This is a genomic window from Ktedonospora formicarum (assembly GCF_016587355.1).
Classification (GTDB): Bacteria; Chloroflexota; Ktedonobacteria; order Ktedonobacterales; family Ktedonobacteraceae; genus Ktedonobacter; species Ktedonobacter formicarum.
Genome location: NZ_BNJF01000008.1, coordinates 85,180 through 102,066, shown reverse-complemented (window position 1 = coordinate 102,066; position 16,887 = coordinate 85,180). Strand labels below are relative to the sequence as shown.

22 protein-coding genes and 1 pseudogene are annotated in these 16,887 nt (G+C 55.5%); 11 read left to right on the top strand and 12 right to left on the bottom strand.

Annotated elements, in window-relative coordinates; genetic code table 11:
• Nucleotides 1-288: 288 nt before the first annotated feature.
• Nucleotides 289-978 carry a hypothetical protein gene (locus K3T82_RS41875; RefSeq protein WP_220199420.1) on the top strand — a complete coding sequence of 230 codons (690 nt, stop codon included), beginning with the start codon at nt 289-291 and terminating at the stop codon, nt 976-978.
• 35 nt (nt 979-1,013) lie between these two features.
• On the opposite strand, the gene K3T82_RS41870 is transcribed toward K3T82_RS41875, so the two are convergent.
• The 3 genes from K3T82_RS41870 to K3T82_RS41860 are packed head-to-tail and all read right to left on the bottom strand — an operon-like array spanning nt 1,014 to nt 2,741.
• Nucleotides 1,014-2,123: a hypothetical protein gene (locus K3T82_RS41870; RefSeq protein WP_220199419.1), complete on the bottom strand. Its 1,110-nt coding sequence runs from the start codon at nt 2,121-2,123 to the stop codon at nt 1,014-1,016.
• The gene (locus tag K3T82_RS41865) at nt 2,120-2,437 is read right to left on the bottom strand and encodes a hypothetical protein (RefSeq protein ID WP_220199418.1); all 318 of its coding nucleotides are present in this window, start codon (nt 2,435-2,437) and stop codon (nt 2,120-2,122) included. The genes K3T82_RS41870 and K3T82_RS41865 overlap by 4 nt, the downstream gene beginning before the upstream one ends.
• Complete coding sequence (locus K3T82_RS41860; protein WP_220199417.1) at nt 2,391-2,741, bottom strand: hypothetical protein; 351 nt, start codon at nt 2,739-2,741, stop codon at nt 2,391-2,393. Before K3T82_RS41860 ends, K3T82_RS41865 begins: the two co-directional genes overlap by 47 nt.
• A gap of 451 nt (nt 2,742-3,192) precedes the next feature.
• On the opposite strand from K3T82_RS41860, the gene K3T82_RS41855 reads away from it, so the two are divergent.
• A complete protein-coding gene (locus K3T82_RS41855) occupies nt 3,193-5,037 on the top strand; it encodes a protelomerase family protein (RefSeq protein ID WP_220199416.1) in 1,845 nt (614 codons plus the stop codon).
• A gap of 361 nt (nt 5,038-5,398) precedes the next feature.
• On the opposite strand, the gene K3T82_RS41850 is transcribed toward K3T82_RS41855, so the two are convergent.
• The gene (locus K3T82_RS41850) at nt 5,399-5,650 is read right to left on the bottom strand and encodes a hypothetical protein (RefSeq protein ID WP_220199415.1); all 252 of its coding nucleotides are present in this window, start codon (nt 5,648-5,650) and stop codon (nt 5,399-5,401) included.
• Nucleotides 5,651-5,761: 111 nt separating this feature from the next.
• Between K3T82_RS41850 and K3T82_RS41845 the strand changes: the two genes are divergently transcribed.
• Nucleotides 5,762-6,292, top strand: a complete 531-nt coding sequence (locus K3T82_RS41845) for an NADPH-dependent FMN reductase (RefSeq protein WP_220199414.1) — start codon at nt 5,762-5,764, stop codon at nt 6,290-6,292.
• A 540-nt stretch (nt 6,293-6,832) separates the two neighbouring features.
• Here the strand turns inward: K3T82_RS41845 and K3T82_RS41840 are convergent.
• Complete coding sequence (locus tag K3T82_RS41840) at nt 6,833-7,042, bottom strand: hypothetical protein (RefSeq protein ID WP_220199413.1); 210 nt, start codon at nt 7,040-7,042, stop codon at nt 6,833-6,835.
• 11 nt (nt 7,043-7,053) lie between these two features.
• Between K3T82_RS41840 and K3T82_RS41835 the strand changes: the two genes are divergently transcribed.
• The gene (locus tag K3T82_RS41835) at nt 7,054-7,260 is read left to right on the top strand and encodes a hypothetical protein (protein WP_220199412.1); all 207 of its coding nucleotides are present in this window, start codon (nt 7,054-7,056) and stop codon (nt 7,258-7,260) included.
• 120 nt (nt 7,261-7,380) lie between these two features.
• The gene (locus K3T82_RS41830) at nt 7,381-7,527 is read left to right on the top strand and encodes a hypothetical protein (protein WP_220199411.1); all 147 of its coding nucleotides are present in this window, start codon (nt 7,381-7,383) and stop codon (nt 7,525-7,527) included.
• 182 nt (nt 7,528-7,709) lie between these two features.
• On the opposite strand, the gene K3T82_RS41825 is transcribed toward K3T82_RS41830, so the two are convergent.
• Nucleotides 7,710-8,576, bottom strand: a complete 867-nt coding sequence (locus K3T82_RS41825) for a phosphotransferase family protein (protein WP_220199410.1) — start codon at nt 8,574-8,576, stop codon at nt 7,710-7,712.
• Nucleotides 8,577-9,138: 562 nt separating this feature from the next.
• Between K3T82_RS41825 and K3T82_RS41820 the strand changes: the two genes are divergently transcribed.
• Nucleotides 9,139-9,558 (top strand): MerR family transcriptional regulator, encoded by a 420-nt coding sequence (locus K3T82_RS41820; RefSeq protein ID WP_220199409.1) that lies wholly within the window; start codon nt 9,139-9,141, stop codon nt 9,556-9,558.
• 185 nt (nt 9,559-9,743) lie between these two features.
• Complete coding sequence (locus K3T82_RS41815) at nt 9,744-10,658, top strand: LLM class F420-dependent oxidoreductase (RefSeq protein WP_201381333.1); 915 nt, start codon at nt 9,744-9,746, stop codon at nt 10,656-10,658.
• Here the strand turns inward: K3T82_RS41815 and K3T82_RS41810 are convergent.
• Nucleotides 10,655-10,846: a hypothetical protein gene (locus K3T82_RS41810; protein ID WP_220199408.1), complete on the bottom strand. Its 192-nt coding sequence runs from the start codon at nt 10,844-10,846 to the stop codon at nt 10,655-10,657. The genes K3T82_RS41815 and K3T82_RS41810 overlap by 4 nt on opposite strands.
• On the opposite strand from K3T82_RS41810, the pseudogene K3T82_RS50570 reads away from it, so the two are divergent.
• A pseudogene (locus K3T82_RS50570) lies at nt 10,838-11,446 on the top strand (RNA-guided endonuclease InsQ/TnpB family protein); the annotation flags it as partial. The gene K3T82_RS41810 and the pseudogene K3T82_RS50570 overlap by 9 nt on opposite strands.
• Before the next feature lie 85 nt (nt 11,447-11,531).
• Nucleotides 11,532-11,828, top strand: a complete 297-nt coding sequence (locus K3T82_RS49470) for an RNA-guided endonuclease InsQ/TnpB family protein (RefSeq protein ID WP_268886732.1) — start codon at nt 11,532-11,534, stop codon at nt 11,826-11,828.
• A gap of 240 nt (nt 11,829-12,068) precedes the next feature.
• Here the strand turns inward: K3T82_RS49470 and K3T82_RS41790 are convergent, their stop codons facing one another.
• From K3T82_RS41790 to K3T82_RS41775, 5 genes are all read right to left on the bottom strand, one after another.
• A complete protein-coding gene (locus tag K3T82_RS41790; RefSeq protein WP_220199406.1) occupies nt 12,069-12,353 on the bottom strand; it encodes a hypothetical protein in 285 nt (94 codons plus the stop codon).
• A 132-nt stretch (nt 12,354-12,485) separates the two neighbouring features.
• Nucleotides 12,486-13,112, bottom strand: coding sequence for a transposase (locus K3T82_RS48615; protein WP_236031884.1), 627 nt, complete (start codon nt 13,110-13,112; stop codon nt 12,486-12,488).
• Complete coding sequence (locus K3T82_RS48610; protein WP_236031883.1) at nt 13,081-13,734, bottom strand: IS110 family transposase; 654 nt, start codon at nt 13,732-13,734, stop codon at nt 13,081-13,083. Before K3T82_RS48610 ends, K3T82_RS48615 begins: the two co-directional genes overlap by 32 nt.
• Before the next feature lie 72 nt (nt 13,735-13,806).
• Nucleotides 13,807-14,037, bottom strand: a complete 231-nt coding sequence (locus K3T82_RS41780) for a hypothetical protein (RefSeq protein WP_220199405.1) — start codon at nt 14,035-14,037, stop codon at nt 13,807-13,809.
• Nucleotides 14,038-14,189: 152 nt separating this feature from the next.
• Nucleotides 14,190-15,140, bottom strand: a complete 951-nt coding sequence (locus K3T82_RS41775) for a helix-turn-helix domain-containing protein (protein ID WP_220199404.1) — start codon at nt 15,138-15,140, stop codon at nt 14,190-14,192.
• A gap of 111 nt (nt 15,141-15,251) precedes the next feature.
• Here K3T82_RS41775 and K3T82_RS41770 point away from each other — a divergent pair, with 111 nt between their 5' ends.
• A complete protein-coding gene (locus K3T82_RS41770) occupies nt 15,252-16,145 on the top strand; it encodes a YbaK/EbsC family protein (protein WP_220199403.1) in 894 nt (297 codons plus the stop codon).
• Between the two features lie 136 nt (nt 16,146-16,281).
• Entirely contained in the window at nt 16,282-16,878 is a 597-nt protein-coding gene (locus K3T82_RS41765; protein ID WP_220199402.1) for a GNAT family N-acetyltransferase, read from the top strand.
• Nucleotides 16,879-16,887: the final 9 nt, after the last annotated feature.

Here is a 16,887-nt window from a genome sequence, read left to right as displayed (position 1 = left end):
TGGACCGGATGACAACGCTAGTGTTTCCAACTGGTAATTCAGGCGAAGAAGAGCGAGCAGGTTTTAGGGTGAAGAAAGAGCGAGCACTCGGCGCGAAGCGTGAGCTCAGGTATGAATGTCTCTGGGAATGGCGCTCTCCATCTGGTATACTCCCTGTGAGAGTTGTAAATTGCGTTCTTTATCGCTAGCTGATTGGCCGTAAGAACGCTTCATCTACCGCTCGTGCAGCAGAGATGCTGATGATCGTCCCAACTGGAAAAGGCAAGGTATTTCAGAAGGTTGAGCAGTATGAATGCTACGATAACACTGCAAGAAACAATCGAGCATATCTATACGACCTTTGCAAGCTATCTCCTGCACCATCCTGTGGAAGGCTGCCCACATTGCGTTTCACACGAGGACCAAGAGCGAATCGCCTCAAAACCCCTACGCGAACTTACCGAAGAGGATCTTCGGCGCTACACACTCAAAGCTCTCACCACCTGGGGAGATGTGAACGATTTGAAACATTTTCTGCCACGCATGCTTGAATTGGTCGTTTCCCATCGCTTCCCGTATCTCGATTACATTTGTAGCAAATTGAACTATGCAAATTTTGAAAGATGGCCAGAGGGCGAGCGTCAACCGATCATGGTTCTTGTATTGCAACTCTGGGACGCTTCCTTGCGCGACCTACCGCAATCCCCTTCCTCGCCTGACGTCCTGCTGGGAGAGTTGTCACCCATTCTTGACGATTACATCCCATTCCTGAATGATTGGCGCAGCAGACGCACACCCTACGCGTTACGCCACCTCGCATGGTTTATTTGTGGCAACATCTGGCAGGGGCAGTTCCAGAAGCACCAACAGATTCAACAATGGTTCCGTGAACCTGCCACGAAGGCGGCACTTGAAGAAGGTTTTGATCGCTTTATCGATGAATCTTGGGGCAATGATCTTGCCGAAGCTGTTGATATCCTGGAGTGGTCAACAGATTAGGGGAGGTAAGTTTTTTTGCGCTGAGCCTCTCCTGATCAGAAGGACACGATCGATTTCCATTGTTCCCAGCGCTTCATCGCTTGCCGCTGACAGTACGCCCGTTGGCGACACCGATGAGAACAGTACTCCTTGGTGCGGTGTCCCTTGAAGCGGATCAGCGGCATCCCACAGGGGCAGGTATCTGACTGTTGAGGGGCAACAGGGACCTGTAGATGCGCGGGAGGACGGGGAGAAGGAGACGGGAGGATGGGATGGACCGGTGGAAGGGGCGTGAGAGGAGGAGCGGCAGCCTTTGCGTGTGACGGAGGCTCAGGAGGAAGCGCGCGAGGCCTCGATGGAGCAACGAGGGGAAGGGCGGAAACCGAAGGAGAAGAGGTTCCTGTCAGGGAAGCTTGGACCTCAGACTCAGCAATGGCACTGCGTTGGCATGCGTCCCCCATGTGTTGCTGACGGATGGCCTTTTGCCACATCTCCTGCCAGCGGTCATTGCACACGGCCATGCGTAAGGTTAGCAGGGGATTGACATGGCTACGCAGCCAATGCATGCCCGATCCTTTCAGACGGGCATGCACGACCAGTTTATTAGCACTTTCCACCATGCCTGAGCCGATGGGCCAGCCCTGTGCGCGAAAAGCTGGATACTGCATCAACGCCTCACGCTTGCGCAGGTAGTCCAGATGTTCCCCAATCCCCTTTTGCTGCATGAGATCGCTCTCCAATCGGCCTGCCATGCGCAGCAACGCACCAGGTCCTCGGTGCTTGAGCACATGTAAACAGCGCTCCAGCATGCGATCAGGAAAACGCACGCCAGCATGTTCCAAGGTTTCGAGCATCTGGCTCAGGTGTTCTGCTGCATGCGGAAAATCCAAGATGCGCAAGGCATCAGGTCGATAGCTCGCCGTTACGTTTTGACACCACTCGGCTCCGTCGGTGACGCTACACACTTCCCTCGCCTCCAGAACCTTGCGCCGTCGGATCTCCCCTGCGACATGTTGGAGAAAGGTGAAGGCATCACAGAGACGGGACACATACGAGAGGCGCCCCACATGGATCTCCGGTTCACCATCAGTATCCGGTCCTACGTGAGGTTCTCCAATGGCCAGAGTACGTACTTCGGCCCACTGCTTGTGGACCAGAGAAATCATGGCCCATCAGCACTCAGGACATACCGTTGTGGAGCAGGCTGATCAGTGAGAGGAGGAAAGGAGGGGGCCTCATTGTCAGCAGCGTAGGCTACTTCCATGCAGGCACTCATGCGCTCGGTCAGAGAACGGGCGGTCTCCTTGGTCGTTCGCACTCCGAGGAGCGTTTCAAGCATCTGAGCGGCTTTCTCGAAGGGCATGAAGCATGCCAGGTGCGTCAGGTGTTCTTGTTGCCGGAGCGCCAGATGGCCTGGCAGCAGCCCGAGCTCCTCATCGAGGGGGAAAAAGACCGGCCCCACATCTGGGGCAGATGCCATAGTTTCGCTTCAAGGTCACGCTTTGGCCTCCATTGCCGTGCAGCGTTCGCTCTCGCTGGCCTCGTGCCTGCAGAGGAAGCGCACAGGTGGGGCACAACGGAGCAGGTGTGCCCGTCGATTGGCCCCATGCTCGGCGCTCGCTCGCCGAAGCCGCATCTTGCAAGATGTGAGCTTCCAGTTCCATCAGGTGAGCATGCACCTCCTCTTCGATTTCCACAAAGGTGGCTTGGGGATGCGCTTGTCGCCACTCCTTGATCTCCGTCAGGATCTCGACACTCTTTGCCTGCCAAGCTTGTTCATCCATTGGTGCTCCTTCTCTTGCTGTCGTTTTGCCGATGGTTCTCTTGTAGCACCACGTTCTTCCCTGGATCACGCTCAACGCAAAAAAACTTGCCGCACCCGATCCAATACGTGGTTCTTTCGCAAGAGGTACTGGATTTTCCCAGGATGGTGAAAGATATTCATCAAAAATACGCATGTCCTTTTGCGTGCCTTTCATTCTGCTGTGAACGTGACCTGCCACTGTGGAGCGAGGTCCTGCCATTCTACTTCTTTCCTACCAAGCTTGCAATCTTGAGTCGTGGAGCGAGGAGAAGGGGAAGGCATGCCTCACTTTTCCCTTTGTGGCATAAAGAGTTTCTACTTGACAGTAACAAAGGAACAAGATATACTGTGTAAAGACGCGAAGGCAGGGAACTGTGACAGGCGATGTTGCAGGCAGGACACGAGTGGGCATCAGAAGGAGGAGAGAGGCAATGGCAGCGATTTTAGGCTGGGTGCAGCGGCGTTGGAGTGAGGTCTTGGAGCCAGTGGTGAGCGGTGCCACAGTGGCGCAGGAGACGCAATTGCGAGAGGTGTGGGAGCGTGAACTGAACTGGTGGAAGAGCGAGCGGGGACTGGCGGGTGATTCATTGCGCAAACCGATCACGCAGGTGCGCCATTTGATCCGCCTGTTGCCTTTGACGCAGGAGAATAGCTGGGAGAATCCCCGGACGGGGGAGCCAGAACATATCGGGCTGCGAGTCTTCAACCTCTCGGAAGGGGAGTGGGTGCAGATGAATGCGCGTACGCAGGGCGTAACGCAGGATCGACTCACGCAGCAAGTGTTGCTCAAAGACCCCGATGCGCTGGTGGAGCGAGCCTTGTCCTTGCTCTTTTCGCCGGAGTGGGCCGACCTGGTGGTGGGGATTGCCGTGTGTACGGGTCGGCGGCTGGCCGAGATCATGAAGACGGGACGTTTCACGGTGAAGGAGGCGTATACGGTGTGGTTTGAGGGGCAGGTGAAAGGACGTGGTCGGGAGCCAGAACGCTATGAGATCCCAACCCTGGTGCGAGCGTTCCTGGTGGTCGAGGCGGTACAGCGGTTACGCGCCCTGGTAGACACCACAGACCTGGAGATCGAGCAGGTGAGTCAGAAGTATGGCAAGGCGGTGAACGAGGCCGTCGAACGCCGATATGGGGACCTGGAGGAGCTGGTGCGAGCCACGCGCGAGAAGGTGAGTGTGCATAACTTCCGAGGGATGTATGCCCGCATTGCCTGCTTCTGGTACGCGCCTCCACCAGTGGCCGACATCACGTATATGGCACAAATTCAGGGCCATCGGTTTGTCTTGGAGCCACGAGTAGAAGCCGGGACTCCACCTGAAGAGGTGGAGAAGATCCGCCTCAATTATGCCAGCCATGCCAACTATGCGGATTATAAGATTGCCGACAAGGATGGCAACATTGACGGACGCCAGGGCGTACGGTTAGGGCAGCCTGGTGTCACGGTGCTTGATGTGTTCCACAAGGAGTACATGACATGGGCAGAGAGCACGCACCCAGAACAGCTTCACCCTGTGATCATGCTCAAGAAAGGGCGAAAGAAGGCGGCCAAAGAGAACAAGACAGGATATTCGACGTTCAAGCCGACGATTCAGACGCGAGCCTGGGGTGATGATCTACGGGAAGAGATTGCTCGCCAGGTCAAGCGTGAGGTGAAGGATGATGAACTCTTGCGCCGCGCCTTTGCGGCCTATGAGCAGCAGGAGCGCCTGGGGGAGCAAGTGCAGGGCAGCGTGGTGCGTCAGGATGGGAAGGTCTCATTGTCGCTAGAGCACCTCAATCTCCCAGCAGAGACGGCTGCCCTCTTACGGGAAGGGATGGCCCAGACGGGAACGTCCGATCTCTTGTCCTATCTTGTTGCGGCAGGGGAGCGGGAGGCACGCCATCTGCGCAGCCAGGCGAGGCGACACGACAGCGAACGCTACGGCGCCATGCCTACGTCCAAACTGGCGGGAATGAAGGCTCCTGAAGCAGGGAATGAGCGCTATCGTCGGGCCGTGCATACACTCATGCAGTGGAATGAGACGCGCCGTCCGTTGGAGCGCTGGTATATTACCACGCTTGCGATCCAGAAGCTGGTTGGTGGGCGCAAGGAAGCCATCAATGCCTATCTCGAAACGCATGAGGAGGAGATTAAGGCGCATCATGCGCGCCTGGAGATTAAGCCCTCATTCAACCGCAAGCCCGAACCCATCACGGAGATGATCCACATCGCTGAGGAGCCGACCTCGTTCCCCTGGGGGAAGCCTGAAGAAGAGGAAGCTTCCTCACATTGAGAGGCAAAGGAGGCTTTCCCTCACGCGTCTCCTCAGGTCGCCTTGAAGCCCATCTTCTCGTCCGACACTGAAAGAGAACGTCCGTGCCGGACGAGAAGATGGTTGCTGTGTGAGTCTCTTGCATCTTTTTTCCTCTCTCGCTTTGAGGGAGGTGGAGACGAGATGGACGTACCTTCTCTGTACCCCTGTAATTCTTCTCGTCATTGAGGGGTATTGGTCGCCCTGCACACGGATGTGCGAGGAGGAGACATGCTGTGGTGGTGGTGGCGGGGTGTTCACCACAGCCACCACGCACTCCTTGCCAGACCGACTAGATCGAGAGTGCTCATTCTCCACGCCTCCTGCCAGGAGGAAAGATAGATCAGGCATCCATGGCACGGCGGAGCAAGCCCAGCACACGCTGACGAGAGGTGCCCAAACGTTCAAAGCCCCACTCGTCGTATACCTCTTCTCCTCCATGAACAGGAAATCTCTCTTGCAGGATTCGTAAGCAACGGAGTGCGAGGCGCGGAGCAAAATCAGCAAATGAGAGGATCAGCCAGGCGCGTGTGTTTCCTCCTGCTCCAGGTATCAGCGTCCCAGCACGAGCGAATCCTCTATCGGTAAAGACCATCTCGCCTCTTGACTTAAAGCTAACTTGAAGAGGTAGAGTGGCGATATGAAAGAGCAATGGCACATGCTATTTGCCCAACATAAACAATTACAAGCTGAAAGAGTGAGACATATGCGTATCCTGGCAATCTCTGGAAGTCTTCGGATCTCTTCAACGAACACCTCTCTCGTGCGGGCGGCAACAACTCTAGCCCCTGAGAACATGCACATCATGATCTATACCGAGCTTGGAACCTTACCACCATTTAGTCCTGAACTTGACGGAGATGATGCACCTGCGTCAGTGAAAGAGCTGCGCGCTCAAATTCAATCATCTGATGGCGTCCTTATCTGTACGCCAGAATATGCCTATGGTATGCCTGGCTCTCTGAAAAACGCTCTCGATTGGACAGTTTCTTCAGGTGATTTACATGGGAAGCCCCTCGTCGCGATCAGTGCCTCACCTGGAGGAGGAGAGCGTGCGCTTGCCTCCCTCTTACTCACGCTACAAGCCTTGAACGCGAAAGTGGCAGAGGGGGGAACTCTTAGTATCTTTAATGCTCGTGCGAAAGTCGATGCTCATGGAAACGTCGCAGATGAGGCTACTGTAAAAGACCTCAAAGCGATTCTTGAAGCGCTGGCGCGAGCAATTGCAGGCGAATAACGCCTCTCATAAAGAAGCAGAGCAGTTTCTCCGTGAGGAAGACAAGCCAGCAGCACGATTCCAATACCGTGCATGCTAGTTGAGAAAAGTCCTCTCAATGACGATGAGCGTTTCTTCCCTTCAAGGGAGCAGAATCCATCTGAGGTCATGGAGGCGTGCACTTGTATTATAGGCGAGTCTAGTGGAGTGGGTTTCTCATATCGAGGAAGGTGCACACGAAGTACTCTGGGCGCTATGAGAGCCTCTTGTGTGAGTTGGCGCTTGACGGGAGTCTGGAGCAGTCGCGTTGATGCGTGTGAGACCGGTATGGTGGTGGGAACATGTTTTGAAACGTTGTGAGCCAGGTGCGTAAGAGGCTGGGCAGTGCGAGAGTTGCGGCTGTTTCGCCCGGCGTGTGTGTATCACTGGTAGGAGAGGGCAGGGGAGAGGAACAGGAGGACAGGCGTTTCGTGTGCGTTTTTGGTGCATTTCAAAACGCACACGAAACGCCTGGTCTTGCCGTGTGGTGCCAGGTGGCTGGGGTGTGAATCCTGGAATGCCTCATGCTCGGTTCTGCTTGGGTGATAGGACGCTCTGGCTGGCGGTGAGACAGGAGAGGGTTGCTACCTGCGTGTGAGGAACACTATGAAAAGTTGTGAGCCAGGTGCGTAAGTGGTTGGGTAGCGCGTGGGCCGTGGCTGCTTCGCCTGACGCGTGTAATGTTTCGGCAGGAGCTGGAGCGACCAGGGGAAGATCCGCGTCAAGGTGCATGTTGGCGAAGGATGCGTGCGCCCGTCTCTGGCGCGCCAGTTCTCGCACAGGCGTTAGAAGCCCTGGGGCGTGAAAGGGGAGGGGGGAGAGTCGTTGAGGAGGACGAGGCTGATGGTGGAGGTGTGAGCGTCTTCGCGCCAGCGAGAGCGGACGGAGGGTCCCAGCTGCACGATATGGAAGATGACATCGTGATACTGGCGCGGGAGGTCGATGGGTGAGGCGCCCTGCAGGAGCAGGGAGACGACCTCGGCAGGGAGAGCCTGGGCTTATGGCATCAGGAATGGGCTGCCCCCGCTCACGCTGGAGAGCCACTAGGCTTCGGGAATCTGGATTAAGGCATGGAAATGATACTGCTGGAAGCTGTTCCTTTTCTTAGCTATCATCTCGTCAAAGAGCACCCCAATGCCAGCAACAACGCCTCCTGCACGCTCAACGAGTCGAATAGCAGCTTGGCCTTGCTCTCCGCGTTCAAACCAATCATCTAGAATTAGGACGCGGTCACCTGGCAGAATTCCATGTGCATGGATTTCGATTTCAAGGATTTTGTGTTGCCCTGAGTAATCAATGCTCACGGGATGCGCAACGCGATAAAAGCAAGGAAGCGAAGAATAAACTCAATGCCAAACAATTTCCGGAACAAGAGACGAAGAGAAGAGAGCTCACCTGTTCAACGCTCACATCCAGCTTGTGCCTTCCATTTGTTGGTCCAGCGGCGTGCAGGAGCTAGTTCGTTCGGGATGTGTTTGTAGCGCGGTGCGAGATTGTACTGGATGACGGTCCCCGCCCAGGTATAGAAGAGAGACATATCCTTGAAGCGCCCACGCTCGCGTTGATAGCCGATGCGCCAGGCTTGTTCAAAGATGCGCAAGCCCAGCAACACCAGCAACGGCTTACGTGCCAGGGGATCGACACGCAGGATAGAGACCGTGCGCGCGACATCAGCCCGTGGGTCACCTGCAAGCGCGTTCGTCCAATCCACAATTCCAGTGATGTGTTTGCCATCAGTTAGGACATTGCGCAAATGATAGTCCAGATGCAGCAAGGCTATCTGGTCACCTTGTAGATGGCGCAAGCCATCTTGCAGAGCCTGTTCTCCTTCGCATTGCCAGGCGATCCACGCATCTGGCCGCTGACGGAGCAGAGCAGGAGCAGGTATCGCATGGATCTTGGCCTGCATGTGACCGAATGCGATCCCCAGCGACCAAAGCCGCCATGGTCGTGCCCGTAGCTCGTCTTCTACTGTGCGTCCGGCAAGCCAGCTGAGAAGCAGCGCCGGGCGATCCTGCCAGACTCCTGCTTTCTGTACCTCTGGCACAGGCAGACCTGCGGCACGTGCGGCTTCCATCACGCTTTGTTCGTGCTCGCAATCCTCATGCGCTCCCACACGAAATACACGGAGAGCAGAGATCTGACCCTCGTGCTCAACCTTCCACATGGCCATGTCAAACCCACCCTGCACTGGAGTGGCAATGGGCATTCCGTTGATCCCAAGCGTCTGGAGAATTTCTAGGGGTGCTAGCTCAGATGGCATCATCGAGACTCCTTCATGAGAAAAAATGATAGAGGCGAGCCGGGCAAACCACTCGACGTTTTCCTCTGCAGAGAAGATACCACGGAAAAGGAAACAGGTTCAAGTGTGGAGCTAAACATGCCGATAATGAAATTCGCCGTACAGAAGACATCAGGAAAGAACCATCGCACAAAGGGATTTGCCTAACTCAGGCAGTCGTCACCAGACCGAAGCCAAAGGTGTAAATCAGAGGGTTTCGTGAGCGAAAATCGGATAATTGCGTGGTTGAGGAAGCAGCCAGAGTAGATAGCAGAGCTGCAACTAGCGTCTCTGAGTTGCAATTCATGCCGACTGGCCTCTGCAGTTCATACCTGTTTTACTGCCCACCGAGATATCCGATTTTCACTCACAAAATTCTCTGATTTACACATATAGCGCCAAAATGATGTCAGAATAATTTCCAGCACGGGTAACATACTGGAGGACTGTTTCGCCTTAATGATCATATCCCATGCCAGCTCAAATTTCTTTCATCCCGCGGCATCGGAAATCTGGTGTCAGAAGGGCTTGACATGGAGTGCACTCCATGTTTTATGCTGAGCATATGGAGAAGACATACACCACCAGCGACGTTGCCAGGCTCACAGGACTCAGCATCGACACCTTGCGCTACTATGAGCGCATCGGACTGATCCACGAGGTGGATCGGCTCTCAAACACGCATCGGCGCTACACAGACTCTGACGTCCAGTGGATTCAGTTTCTGCTCAGGCTGCGTGACACAGGCATGTCCATTCAGCAGATGCTCTCATATGCCCGTTTGCAGCGCCTGGGCGAATCAACGCTGCGCGAGCGCGTCGCTCTGCTCAAAGCACATCATGAACAGGTTGAGCTTCACATTCAGCAATTGCAAGAATATCTCGTGGTTATCGATCACAAAATCACCACCTATGAAGGTGCTTTGCTGACTTGTGAAACCGAGAAAGTAGAGGAGAGCGCGCGTTAAAGGAGCGTACGCCACTCATTGTCGGCCAGGCCAGCAAGATCGGTTGCTGGTCGCGTGGTAGATTGTCTTTTTTCGAGCCTCCCCACACTAATTGTGACCTAGCACACAGCTAGGTCCGGGTACGTTTTGCCCAATTTTTGCGCAGAACAGTGCCATCGTCACATGAGCAAAAGGAGAACTTGTGTATGCGTCTTGGATTACAGGTGCCTAGCTTTACCTGGCCAGGCGGGCAGAGTCAGCTTGGCGAGACCTTTGGGCTGATCGCTGAACACGCCGAACGCGCTGGTTTCTACAGTCTATGGGTCATGGATCACTTTTTTCAGCTCGAGGGCATAGGATCGGTGGAACAGGAGATGCTTGAGGGCTGGAGCACGTTGGCCTTCGCGGCGGCTCGCACGAACCGCATCAAACTGGGTACGCTGGTCACAGGCGTTACCTATCGTCATCCCAGTATCCTGGTGAAGACGGCGACGACGCTGGATGTGCTCTCGCACGGGCGGGCCTACTTGGGCATCGGCGCGGCCTGGAACGAGGAGGAGCACAGGGGATTGGGGGTGCCTTTCCCACCTGTCAAAGAACGTTTCGAGCGGCTGGAGGAGACGTTGCAAATTGCGCTCCAGATGTGGTCGGGCGATGAGCGGCCATACGAGGGCAAGCACTATCAACTGGCCCGGCCACTCAACAGCCCGCAGGCCATTCAGAAACCGCACCCGCCGATTCTGATCGGCGGCGGTGGTGAACGCAAGACGCTGCGACTCGTGGCCCGTTATGGTGATGCCTGCAACCTGTTCACCTCTGGCGATCACGCCGAGTTACGGCACAAGCTCGACGTGTTGCGCGAGCACTGCCAGAGCGAGGGGCGTCCCTATGAGCAGATCGAGAAGACGGCCTACAGCCATGTGCTGCTCCAGCTTACCCGCGATGGGCGTGATCAGTCCTGCACCCCTGGGGCCTTCATAGAGCAGTGCGCGCACCTGGCGGAACTGGGCATCGACCAGGTGACGCTGAGCCTGAAAGATGTCCACGAGGCGGAACCCTTTGAGTTGTTTGAGCACGAGATCATTCCAGCGGTTGAAAAAATCCCTGTCGCTGGCCGTTAGGGTGTCTTTTGCCTCCAGGGTGTAAATTTGGGAATTCTCTGGTTGGAATCAGGATAAATCGGTGAGCAATCTGCTTTCTTCTTGAGGGAGGAGCCGTTCACCAATTTATCCGATTTTCGCTCACGAAAGCAGGTCAGCCCACCCCAAGCGCCATTGATCTGCATCGCGAGATCAATGCTTTGAAGCACAGTGAGATTCCTTGGGCGTATGAGGTCAGCAAATGCGCCTTCCAGGAGGCGCTACGCGATCTGGATCAGGCCTTCAAGCACTTTTTTCGCAAGTGCCGGCTCAAGAAAGAGGGCACATGGAAAGGCACGTGTGGCTATCCCCGCTTCAAAAGCCGGAAGAAAGCCATTGGAGGATGCCGCTTCACCGGCACCATTCGGGTCTTTCATGATGCTATCCAGGTCCCTCGCCTGGGAGTCCTTCGGCTCAAAGAGCATGGCTATTTGCCCACCACTGTCAAGATCACTAGCGCAACCATCAGCGAGAAAGCTGGCAGATGGTCTGTGTCGATCTGTGTGCACCATGCGTCCCATGCAGATGGTTTACCACTTCTGGGAGAGGAAGAAGAAGGTCTACGACCAGCCCCAGGCGAAGCCATTGGCGTTGACCTGGGGGTAAAAATGCTGGCAACGCTTTCTGATGGACGGACCTTCGAGAATCCCAAGGCATTGCGCAAGAAGATTCCCGCCCTCAAGCGAGCCTCGCGACGTCACAGTCGCAAGCACAAAGGGAGTGCCAATCGCCAGAAAGCGCGCATGCGACTTGCCCGGATGCACGCTCGTATCGCCCATGTTCGCCAAAACGCCTTGCACCAAGCGACCGCACAGATCGTGGCGAGAATCCGCGCCCGATCAAGAGCGGCCGCGTGTGATCGTCCTCGAGGATTTGCATATTGCAGGTATGCTCAAGAACCGCAAGTTGGCCCGAGCCATCGCCGATGTGGGGATGTACGAGTTCAAGCGGCAGATCCTCTACAAAGCAGAACAGGCAGGGATCAAGGTGCTGCTGGCTTCCCGTTGGGAACCCTCTTCAAAAACCTGTTCGTGTTGTGGCTGGATCAATGAGGCGCTGACGCTCTCTGATCGGGTCTTTGCCTGCCTGGAGTGTGGAAGTGCCCTAGATCGAGACGCTAACGCCGCCAGAAATTTGGTGGCGTTGGCCTGATGAAAACAGCGTACCGCACGTTCTGCGGGAAGTGACGCCTGTGGAGCAGGGGTAAGACGAGCGAAAGGCTTGCTCTCTGCATTGAAGCAGGAACCGAACACGAAATGTGGCCTGTCCACGTTTGGGTAAGTTTCGGAGAACGGAAAGTGCGGCTGTGATGGAGAGGAAGGGCATCATGTTCTTGAGAGGTGTCCATGAGGGAGCACGTTCCAATTGCCCACGGGATGCGCACCAATGTGTCTACTTGTCAAATGCCTTGGAAGGGTGAGCCGCAGGCTCATCAAGTATCCTTGCGAGCTTGAGGCTTGGGAGAGGTCGCTGAAATGCCCGTTCCAGCCAGGAGCGTGGAACAAGCGATCCCGAGAGCAGCGACCCTTGACTGGGGTGGGAAAACTGGCAGAGCGAGAGCGAGCGGGAGGTGGCAACGCTCTTCAATGTAGTGCCCCGCTCGCTCTCGGCACTTAGCGCCCACCCATCCCAGTCAAGGGCGGGATCGCCCACGCGACTGGCTGACAGAAATGCCATAGTGTTGCTGATTGACCACTCCCCAGAGCCAAAAACAGCACAAACTGCCTCCTGTTAAGGCGGAGAGAGCTGTCGGTTTACCCTCGCCGTCTCACCTTGACGGAGAAGAAGCAGCAAGATGAACCGCCCTGCTCATTCTTGCTGTTGGGCCGCTCGAAGTTGCTTCTGCCGCTCAGACAGCCGATAGGTCGAGCCGTGGTAGGTGACCTGCTCGACCTCTTCACTCAAACCCAGCTGGTCAAGATAGCCGTACAAGAGCAGGAGCCGGTCACGTCTCTTGCCCGGAGTGGTTCCCGTCTGACTCATCCAGTGCAGCAATTTGCGGGTGACGGCCTCGATCTGTGCATGGCAATCTGCTTCCTGCTGGCTGAGAACATGCCAGATGGTCACGAGTAATTTCCGCGCAATGGCGACAATGGCCTTTTGTTTGCCAATGCGCGCGGCCAGGCGCTCAAACTGGGCTTTCCAGTGGGGATGATGTTCGACCGCCACCCAGGCTGCCTCAACCATGACTCCGCGCAGATCACTGCGCCCCTCCTTGGTGATACGACCACCGCGATCGGTTTCCCCTGACTGATGGACACTTGCTCCCAAGCCGGCATAGCCTACCAGGTGCTTGGCTGAGGGGAAGCGGCTGATCTCCCCAATGGCGGCCAGGATACGCAGAGCCGAGAGGACTCCTAGCCCAGGCAACTGCACCAGAAACGGCACCTGTTTGACCCACGGGTCAAAGGCGCGAAAGCCGACCGAGTTCTGCATCGCTCTCCTGAACCAGCGTTTCAAGGGTTTGATACAATCTCAGATCCTGTTGAACCCGGAGTTTTTCGGCCAGCGGGAGATCCAACGCCAGCCACCACTCCTGTTGATGAACCGCAAACGGGATGCCTGGGGGGGGATCGAGATTGTATCGATGCAACACACTGTGCAACCGATTCGCAGCCTGGGTGCGTTGCTTTACCAGCCGGTTGCGGTGCGTCACCAGCGCACGCAGCTCACGCACTGCTGGCGGTGGCACCCATACGGCGGGAATGAGGTTGGCAGCCAGCAAACTGGCCAATTTAATCGTATCCCGCTTATCCGTCTTCACGCGTGCAGCGGCGATCAGCTTCACCGCTTGCGGATGAGCGACAACCACTTCGGCGACCAGGGGCTGTAATTGATCATACAACAGCCACGCATTGCTTGTCGCCTCAAGCACCACCACATCCGCGTGGGTGAAATGGACTTGAGCCCACTCGGCAAACGCTGCGAAGCCAAAGCGCCGAGGGGTGAGGACAACCTGTTGCTGGCTATCTACTGCACCAACTACCAGGTACTGACGATGGACATCCAGCGCCACGAAACGCGTGGCGAGCGCATGAGGGAGTTCTGGCGTAGGCATCGCATGATCCTCCTCTCCACATTACGCAAACAATCCGGGTGGATGAGGCGCGTCATTTGGGCTTGTGGGAAATCACTCACCAATACGAGCTTGACCACCAGGGGTCATCGGAAGTCTCAGGTAATCGGGCGGGCGACCAAACAACGAGACGGGCTCAGTGTCCCATGCGCATACGACGGTCAGCCCCGACACCACGCACCACAGCGGCGTCCCCGCCTGTGAACACTGGTAGGGTAGCACGCGACGCACCTCATGACAACATCCTAACAACGAGCTGACCACATCGATTTGACAAAACTTCATAGGCTCACTCAATGTGTGTCTGCTATGGGAAAGAGAAAAGGAAGATCTCGACCCTCTGGAAGCGGGAAAACAAGGAAGTGACTGCCGGATGCGCATCAATTTTTTGCACAGCGAGGGAAGCAGAGCCGTAAAGCAATGATGGACACCCCACATTATTTCTTCTGTTGAAATGTCTCGCGGTATGCCTGTGGTGAAACGCAAAGGAGGCGTTGAAAGTGGAGACGGAGCGTGGCGGCAGAGCTGAAGCCACAATGAGTGGCAATTTGCTCGACAGGCAGATTCGTGCTTTCAAGCAAGCGTTGTGCCTGCATGATACGTTGCTGGAGCAGCCATTGATAGGGAGTGGTGCCAAAGGCTGCGCGGAAGCGGCGGGCAAAGGTTCGCGGGCTCATCCTGGCTCGCCCCGCCATCTGCTCCACCGTCAGATCCTCCTGCAAATGATGAACCATCCATGTTAAGGTGGTATTGAACGGCTCCTCATCGGCAACAGGCAGTGGCATCTCGATATATTGGGCCTGGCCTCCCTCGCGATACGGCGGCACCACCATGCGCCGTGCTACCGCTGCCGCAATAGTGGCTCCGTAATCTTGACGCACAACGTGCAGCGAAAGATCTATTGAGGCGGCAGTACCGGCGGAGGTCAGAATCTGTCCATCATCGATATAGAGCACCTGGGGATCAACCTGCACCAGAGGATAGCGCGCAGCCAGTTCTGCAGTCCAAAGCCAGTGAGTCGTGGCACGACGACCATCCAGCAATCCTGCCGCCGCAAGCACAAAGGTTCCCGTGCAGAATGAGATGACGCGCGAGCCGCGCAGATATGCCTGGCGCAGTGCATCGAGCAGCGCGTCCGGTACGGCCACGACGCCGGGCCGCGTACTGGGCACAATCACCGTATCGGCCTCGGCCAAATGCTGGAGGGTATAGGGCGTGCTGAGTGTGATGCCTGCAACCGAACGAATGGGGCGAGCTTCGGAGGCACACACCAGAAAGCGATACCAGGGCACCTTCAGTTCAGGGCGCTCGAAGCCAAAGATTTCCGTTGCCACCGCCAGCTCAAAGGGATTGACGGCATCATAGATAAGAATCGCAACCGTATGCATGGCAGTTTTCCGATGCTTGTTGTCTTTTCTGCCACTGGCAGATGTCAGCAATGTATGGCAGGATTCTAGCAGACTGATTCTTTTTTGCCAAGAGGAAGGAATATTGAGCACGTGGAGACACAGAGAGATACCTATACACAACTGATCGCCTTGCTTGATCAGCATCAGGCGACCTATCGCTTCATCGATCATGCACCCCAGGGGCAGACGGAGCTTGTCAGCGCCATGCGTGGGAATGCTCTCTCGCAAGCGGCGAAGTGCATTGTGCTGATGGTCAAGCAAGGCAAGAAAGTGACGAAATATCTTCTCGCGGTCGTGCCAGGTGATGCCAGAGTAGATTTACAGGCTGTGAAGGCGCTCCTGCAGGCAACGTACGTGGCATTTGCCAGCTTGGCCATTGCCGAACAACTCGCGGGCAGTGTTGCAGGCACGATCCTACCGTTCTCCTTCCATCCCGAGCTGGAGCTGATTGTCGATCCTTCTGTGCTGGAGAACGACGAACTCTACTTCAACGCGGCGCGACTGGATCGCTCGCTGGTACTCAAAACGAGCGACTATGTGGCAATAGCAAAGCCACGCCTCGCGAGCATTGCCGCACGTCAAGAAATTTCGCTTGAGAGAGAGGAGAGCATGATGGAGCAGCAAATACCCTATTCGATCCATCTCAATGCGCAGTACAAGCCATTGGAACTCATTGACGTCCCGACGCTTGTCGCAACCTGCCAGGCTGCCTGGTATAACCAGACATTGTGCCAGGTGAACGAGAGCGTCGTACGGCTTGGCATCATGCAGGGAGCGTTTCACTGGCACAAGCATGAGAAGGAAGATGAGTTCTTTTTTGTGATAGAGGGACGTTTTCTCATAGATCTGGAAGGGAGAACAGTTGAACTTGCCCCACAGCAAGGGTTTACTATCCCGAAAGGGGTAATACATCGAACAAGGGCACCTGAACGCACGGTGATTCTCATGATAGAGCGTGCCGGAATTGTCCCAACCGGCGATTGATGCTGTTGAATATGGAGAAGTGATTTCTATCAGTGGGAAAAGCTTTCAGATGAAAGACCGCATAGCTGCGAGCAAAGTCGCTGGAACATGATGAGGTGTTGCTGTCACAAAAAACGAGGAATGAAAAGGAAAAACCATGAGTCAGATCACAGCAAAAGAAAATCGTTTGAGAACGGGCCAAACTGTCCTGATCCGTTCGGCATTCCCTTCTGATGCTCAGGAGTTCTTGAGAATGGTACACTCTATGCTTGAGGAAGGTGAGTTTATGATTCGGGCTCCCGAAGAGCACACGATGAGCGTAGAACAAGCAAGGGAATGGATTGGGAACCAGAAGATGCGTGCGCGTAACGTGGTCATCGTCGTCGAAGCGGATGGAAGATTGATTGGGTTCCTCAATTTTTCTCAGGATACACGAAGACGCCTCTGCCATCAAGGGGAATTCGGGATGAGTGTGGACAAAGCGTGGCGAAAATACGGCGTGGGCAAGGCCATGCTTGAAGCACTTATTGAGTGGGGTGAAAGAGAGCCACTGCTCGAAAAGCTCCGGCTCGAGGTTTTCGCAACCAACGTCGGAGCTATTCATCTCTATACCTTGCTGGGTTTCAAGGAAGAAGGACGGTTGATGAAACAGGTGAAGATGGATGATGGTCGCTTCATTGACCTGGTGCTGATGAGGAAGTTCTTGAAGAAGGAAACCACTCGTCATTCAAACGTTCTACCTTCTACAAAGTAATGCTTTTGC

Excerpts from the sequence above, each read along its gene's own strand:
- K3T82_RS41875 (WP_220199420.1), top strand. The coding sequence starts at position 289 with ATGAATGCTACGATAACACTGCAAGAAACAATCGAGCATATCTATACG.
- K3T82_RS41870 (WP_220199419.1), bottom strand. The coding sequence starts at position 2,123 with ATGATTTCTCTGGTCCACAAGCAGTGGGCCGAAGTACGTACTCTGGCC.
- K3T82_RS41865 (WP_220199418.1), bottom strand. The coding sequence starts at position 2,437 with ATGGCATCTGCCCCAGATGTGGGGCCGGTCTTTTTCCCCCTCGATGAG.
- K3T82_RS41860 (WP_220199417.1), bottom strand. The coding sequence starts at position 2,741 with ATGGATGAACAAGCTTGGCAGGCAAAGAGTGTCGAGATCCTGACGGAG.
- K3T82_RS41855 (WP_220199416.1), top strand. The coding sequence starts at position 3,193 with ATGGCAGCGATTTTAGGCTGGGTGCAGCGGCGTTGGAGTGAGGTCTTG.
- K3T82_RS41850 (WP_220199415.1), bottom strand. The coding sequence starts at position 5,650 with ATGGTCTTTACCGATAGAGGATTCGCTCGTGCTGGGACGCTGATACCT.
- K3T82_RS41845 (WP_220199414.1), top strand. The coding sequence starts at position 5,762 with ATGCGTATCCTGGCAATCTCTGGAAGTCTTCGGATCTCTTCAACGAAC.
- K3T82_RS41840 (WP_220199413.1), bottom strand. The coding sequence starts at position 7,042 with ATGCACCTTGACGCGGATCTTCCCCTGGTCGCTCCAGCTCCTGCCGAA.
- K3T82_RS41835 (WP_220199412.1), top strand. The coding sequence starts at position 7,054 with ATGCGTGCGCCCGTCTCTGGCGCGCCAGTTCTCGCACAGGCGTTAGAA.
- K3T82_RS41830 (WP_220199411.1), top strand. The coding sequence starts at position 7,381 with ATGGAAATGATACTGCTGGAAGCTGTTCCTTTTCTTAGCTATCATCTC.
- K3T82_RS41825 (WP_220199410.1), bottom strand. The coding sequence starts at position 8,576 with ATGATGCCATCTGAGCTAGCACCCCTAGAAATTCTCCAGACGCTTGGG.
- K3T82_RS41820 (WP_220199409.1), top strand. The coding sequence starts at position 9,139 with ATGTTTTATGCTGAGCATATGGAGAAGACATACACCACCAGCGACGTT.
- K3T82_RS41815 (WP_201381333.1), top strand. The coding sequence starts at position 9,744 with ATGCGTCTTGGATTACAGGTGCCTAGCTTTACCTGGCCAGGCGGGCAG.
- K3T82_RS41790 (WP_220199406.1), bottom strand. The coding sequence starts at position 12,353 with ATGGCATTTCTGTCAGCCAGTCGCGTGGGCGATCCCGCCCTTGACTGG.
- K3T82_RS48615 (WP_236031884.1), bottom strand. The coding sequence starts at position 13,112 with ATGCAGAACTCGGTCGGCTTTCGCGCCTTTGACCCGTGGGTCAAACAG.
- K3T82_RS48610 (WP_236031883.1), bottom strand. The coding sequence starts at position 13,734 with ATGCCTACGCCAGAACTCCCTCATGCGCTCGCCACGCGTTTCGTGGCG.
- K3T82_RS41780 (WP_220199405.1), bottom strand. The coding sequence starts at position 14,037 with ATGAAGTTTTGTCAAATCGATGTGGTCAGCTCGTTGTTAGGATGTTGT.
- K3T82_RS41775 (WP_220199404.1), bottom strand. The coding sequence starts at position 15,140 with ATGCATACGGTTGCGATTCTTATCTATGATGCCGTCAATCCCTTTGAG.
- K3T82_RS41765 (WP_220199402.1), top strand. The coding sequence starts at position 16,282 with ATGAGTCAGATCACAGCAAAAGAAAATCGTTTGAGAACGGGCCAAACT.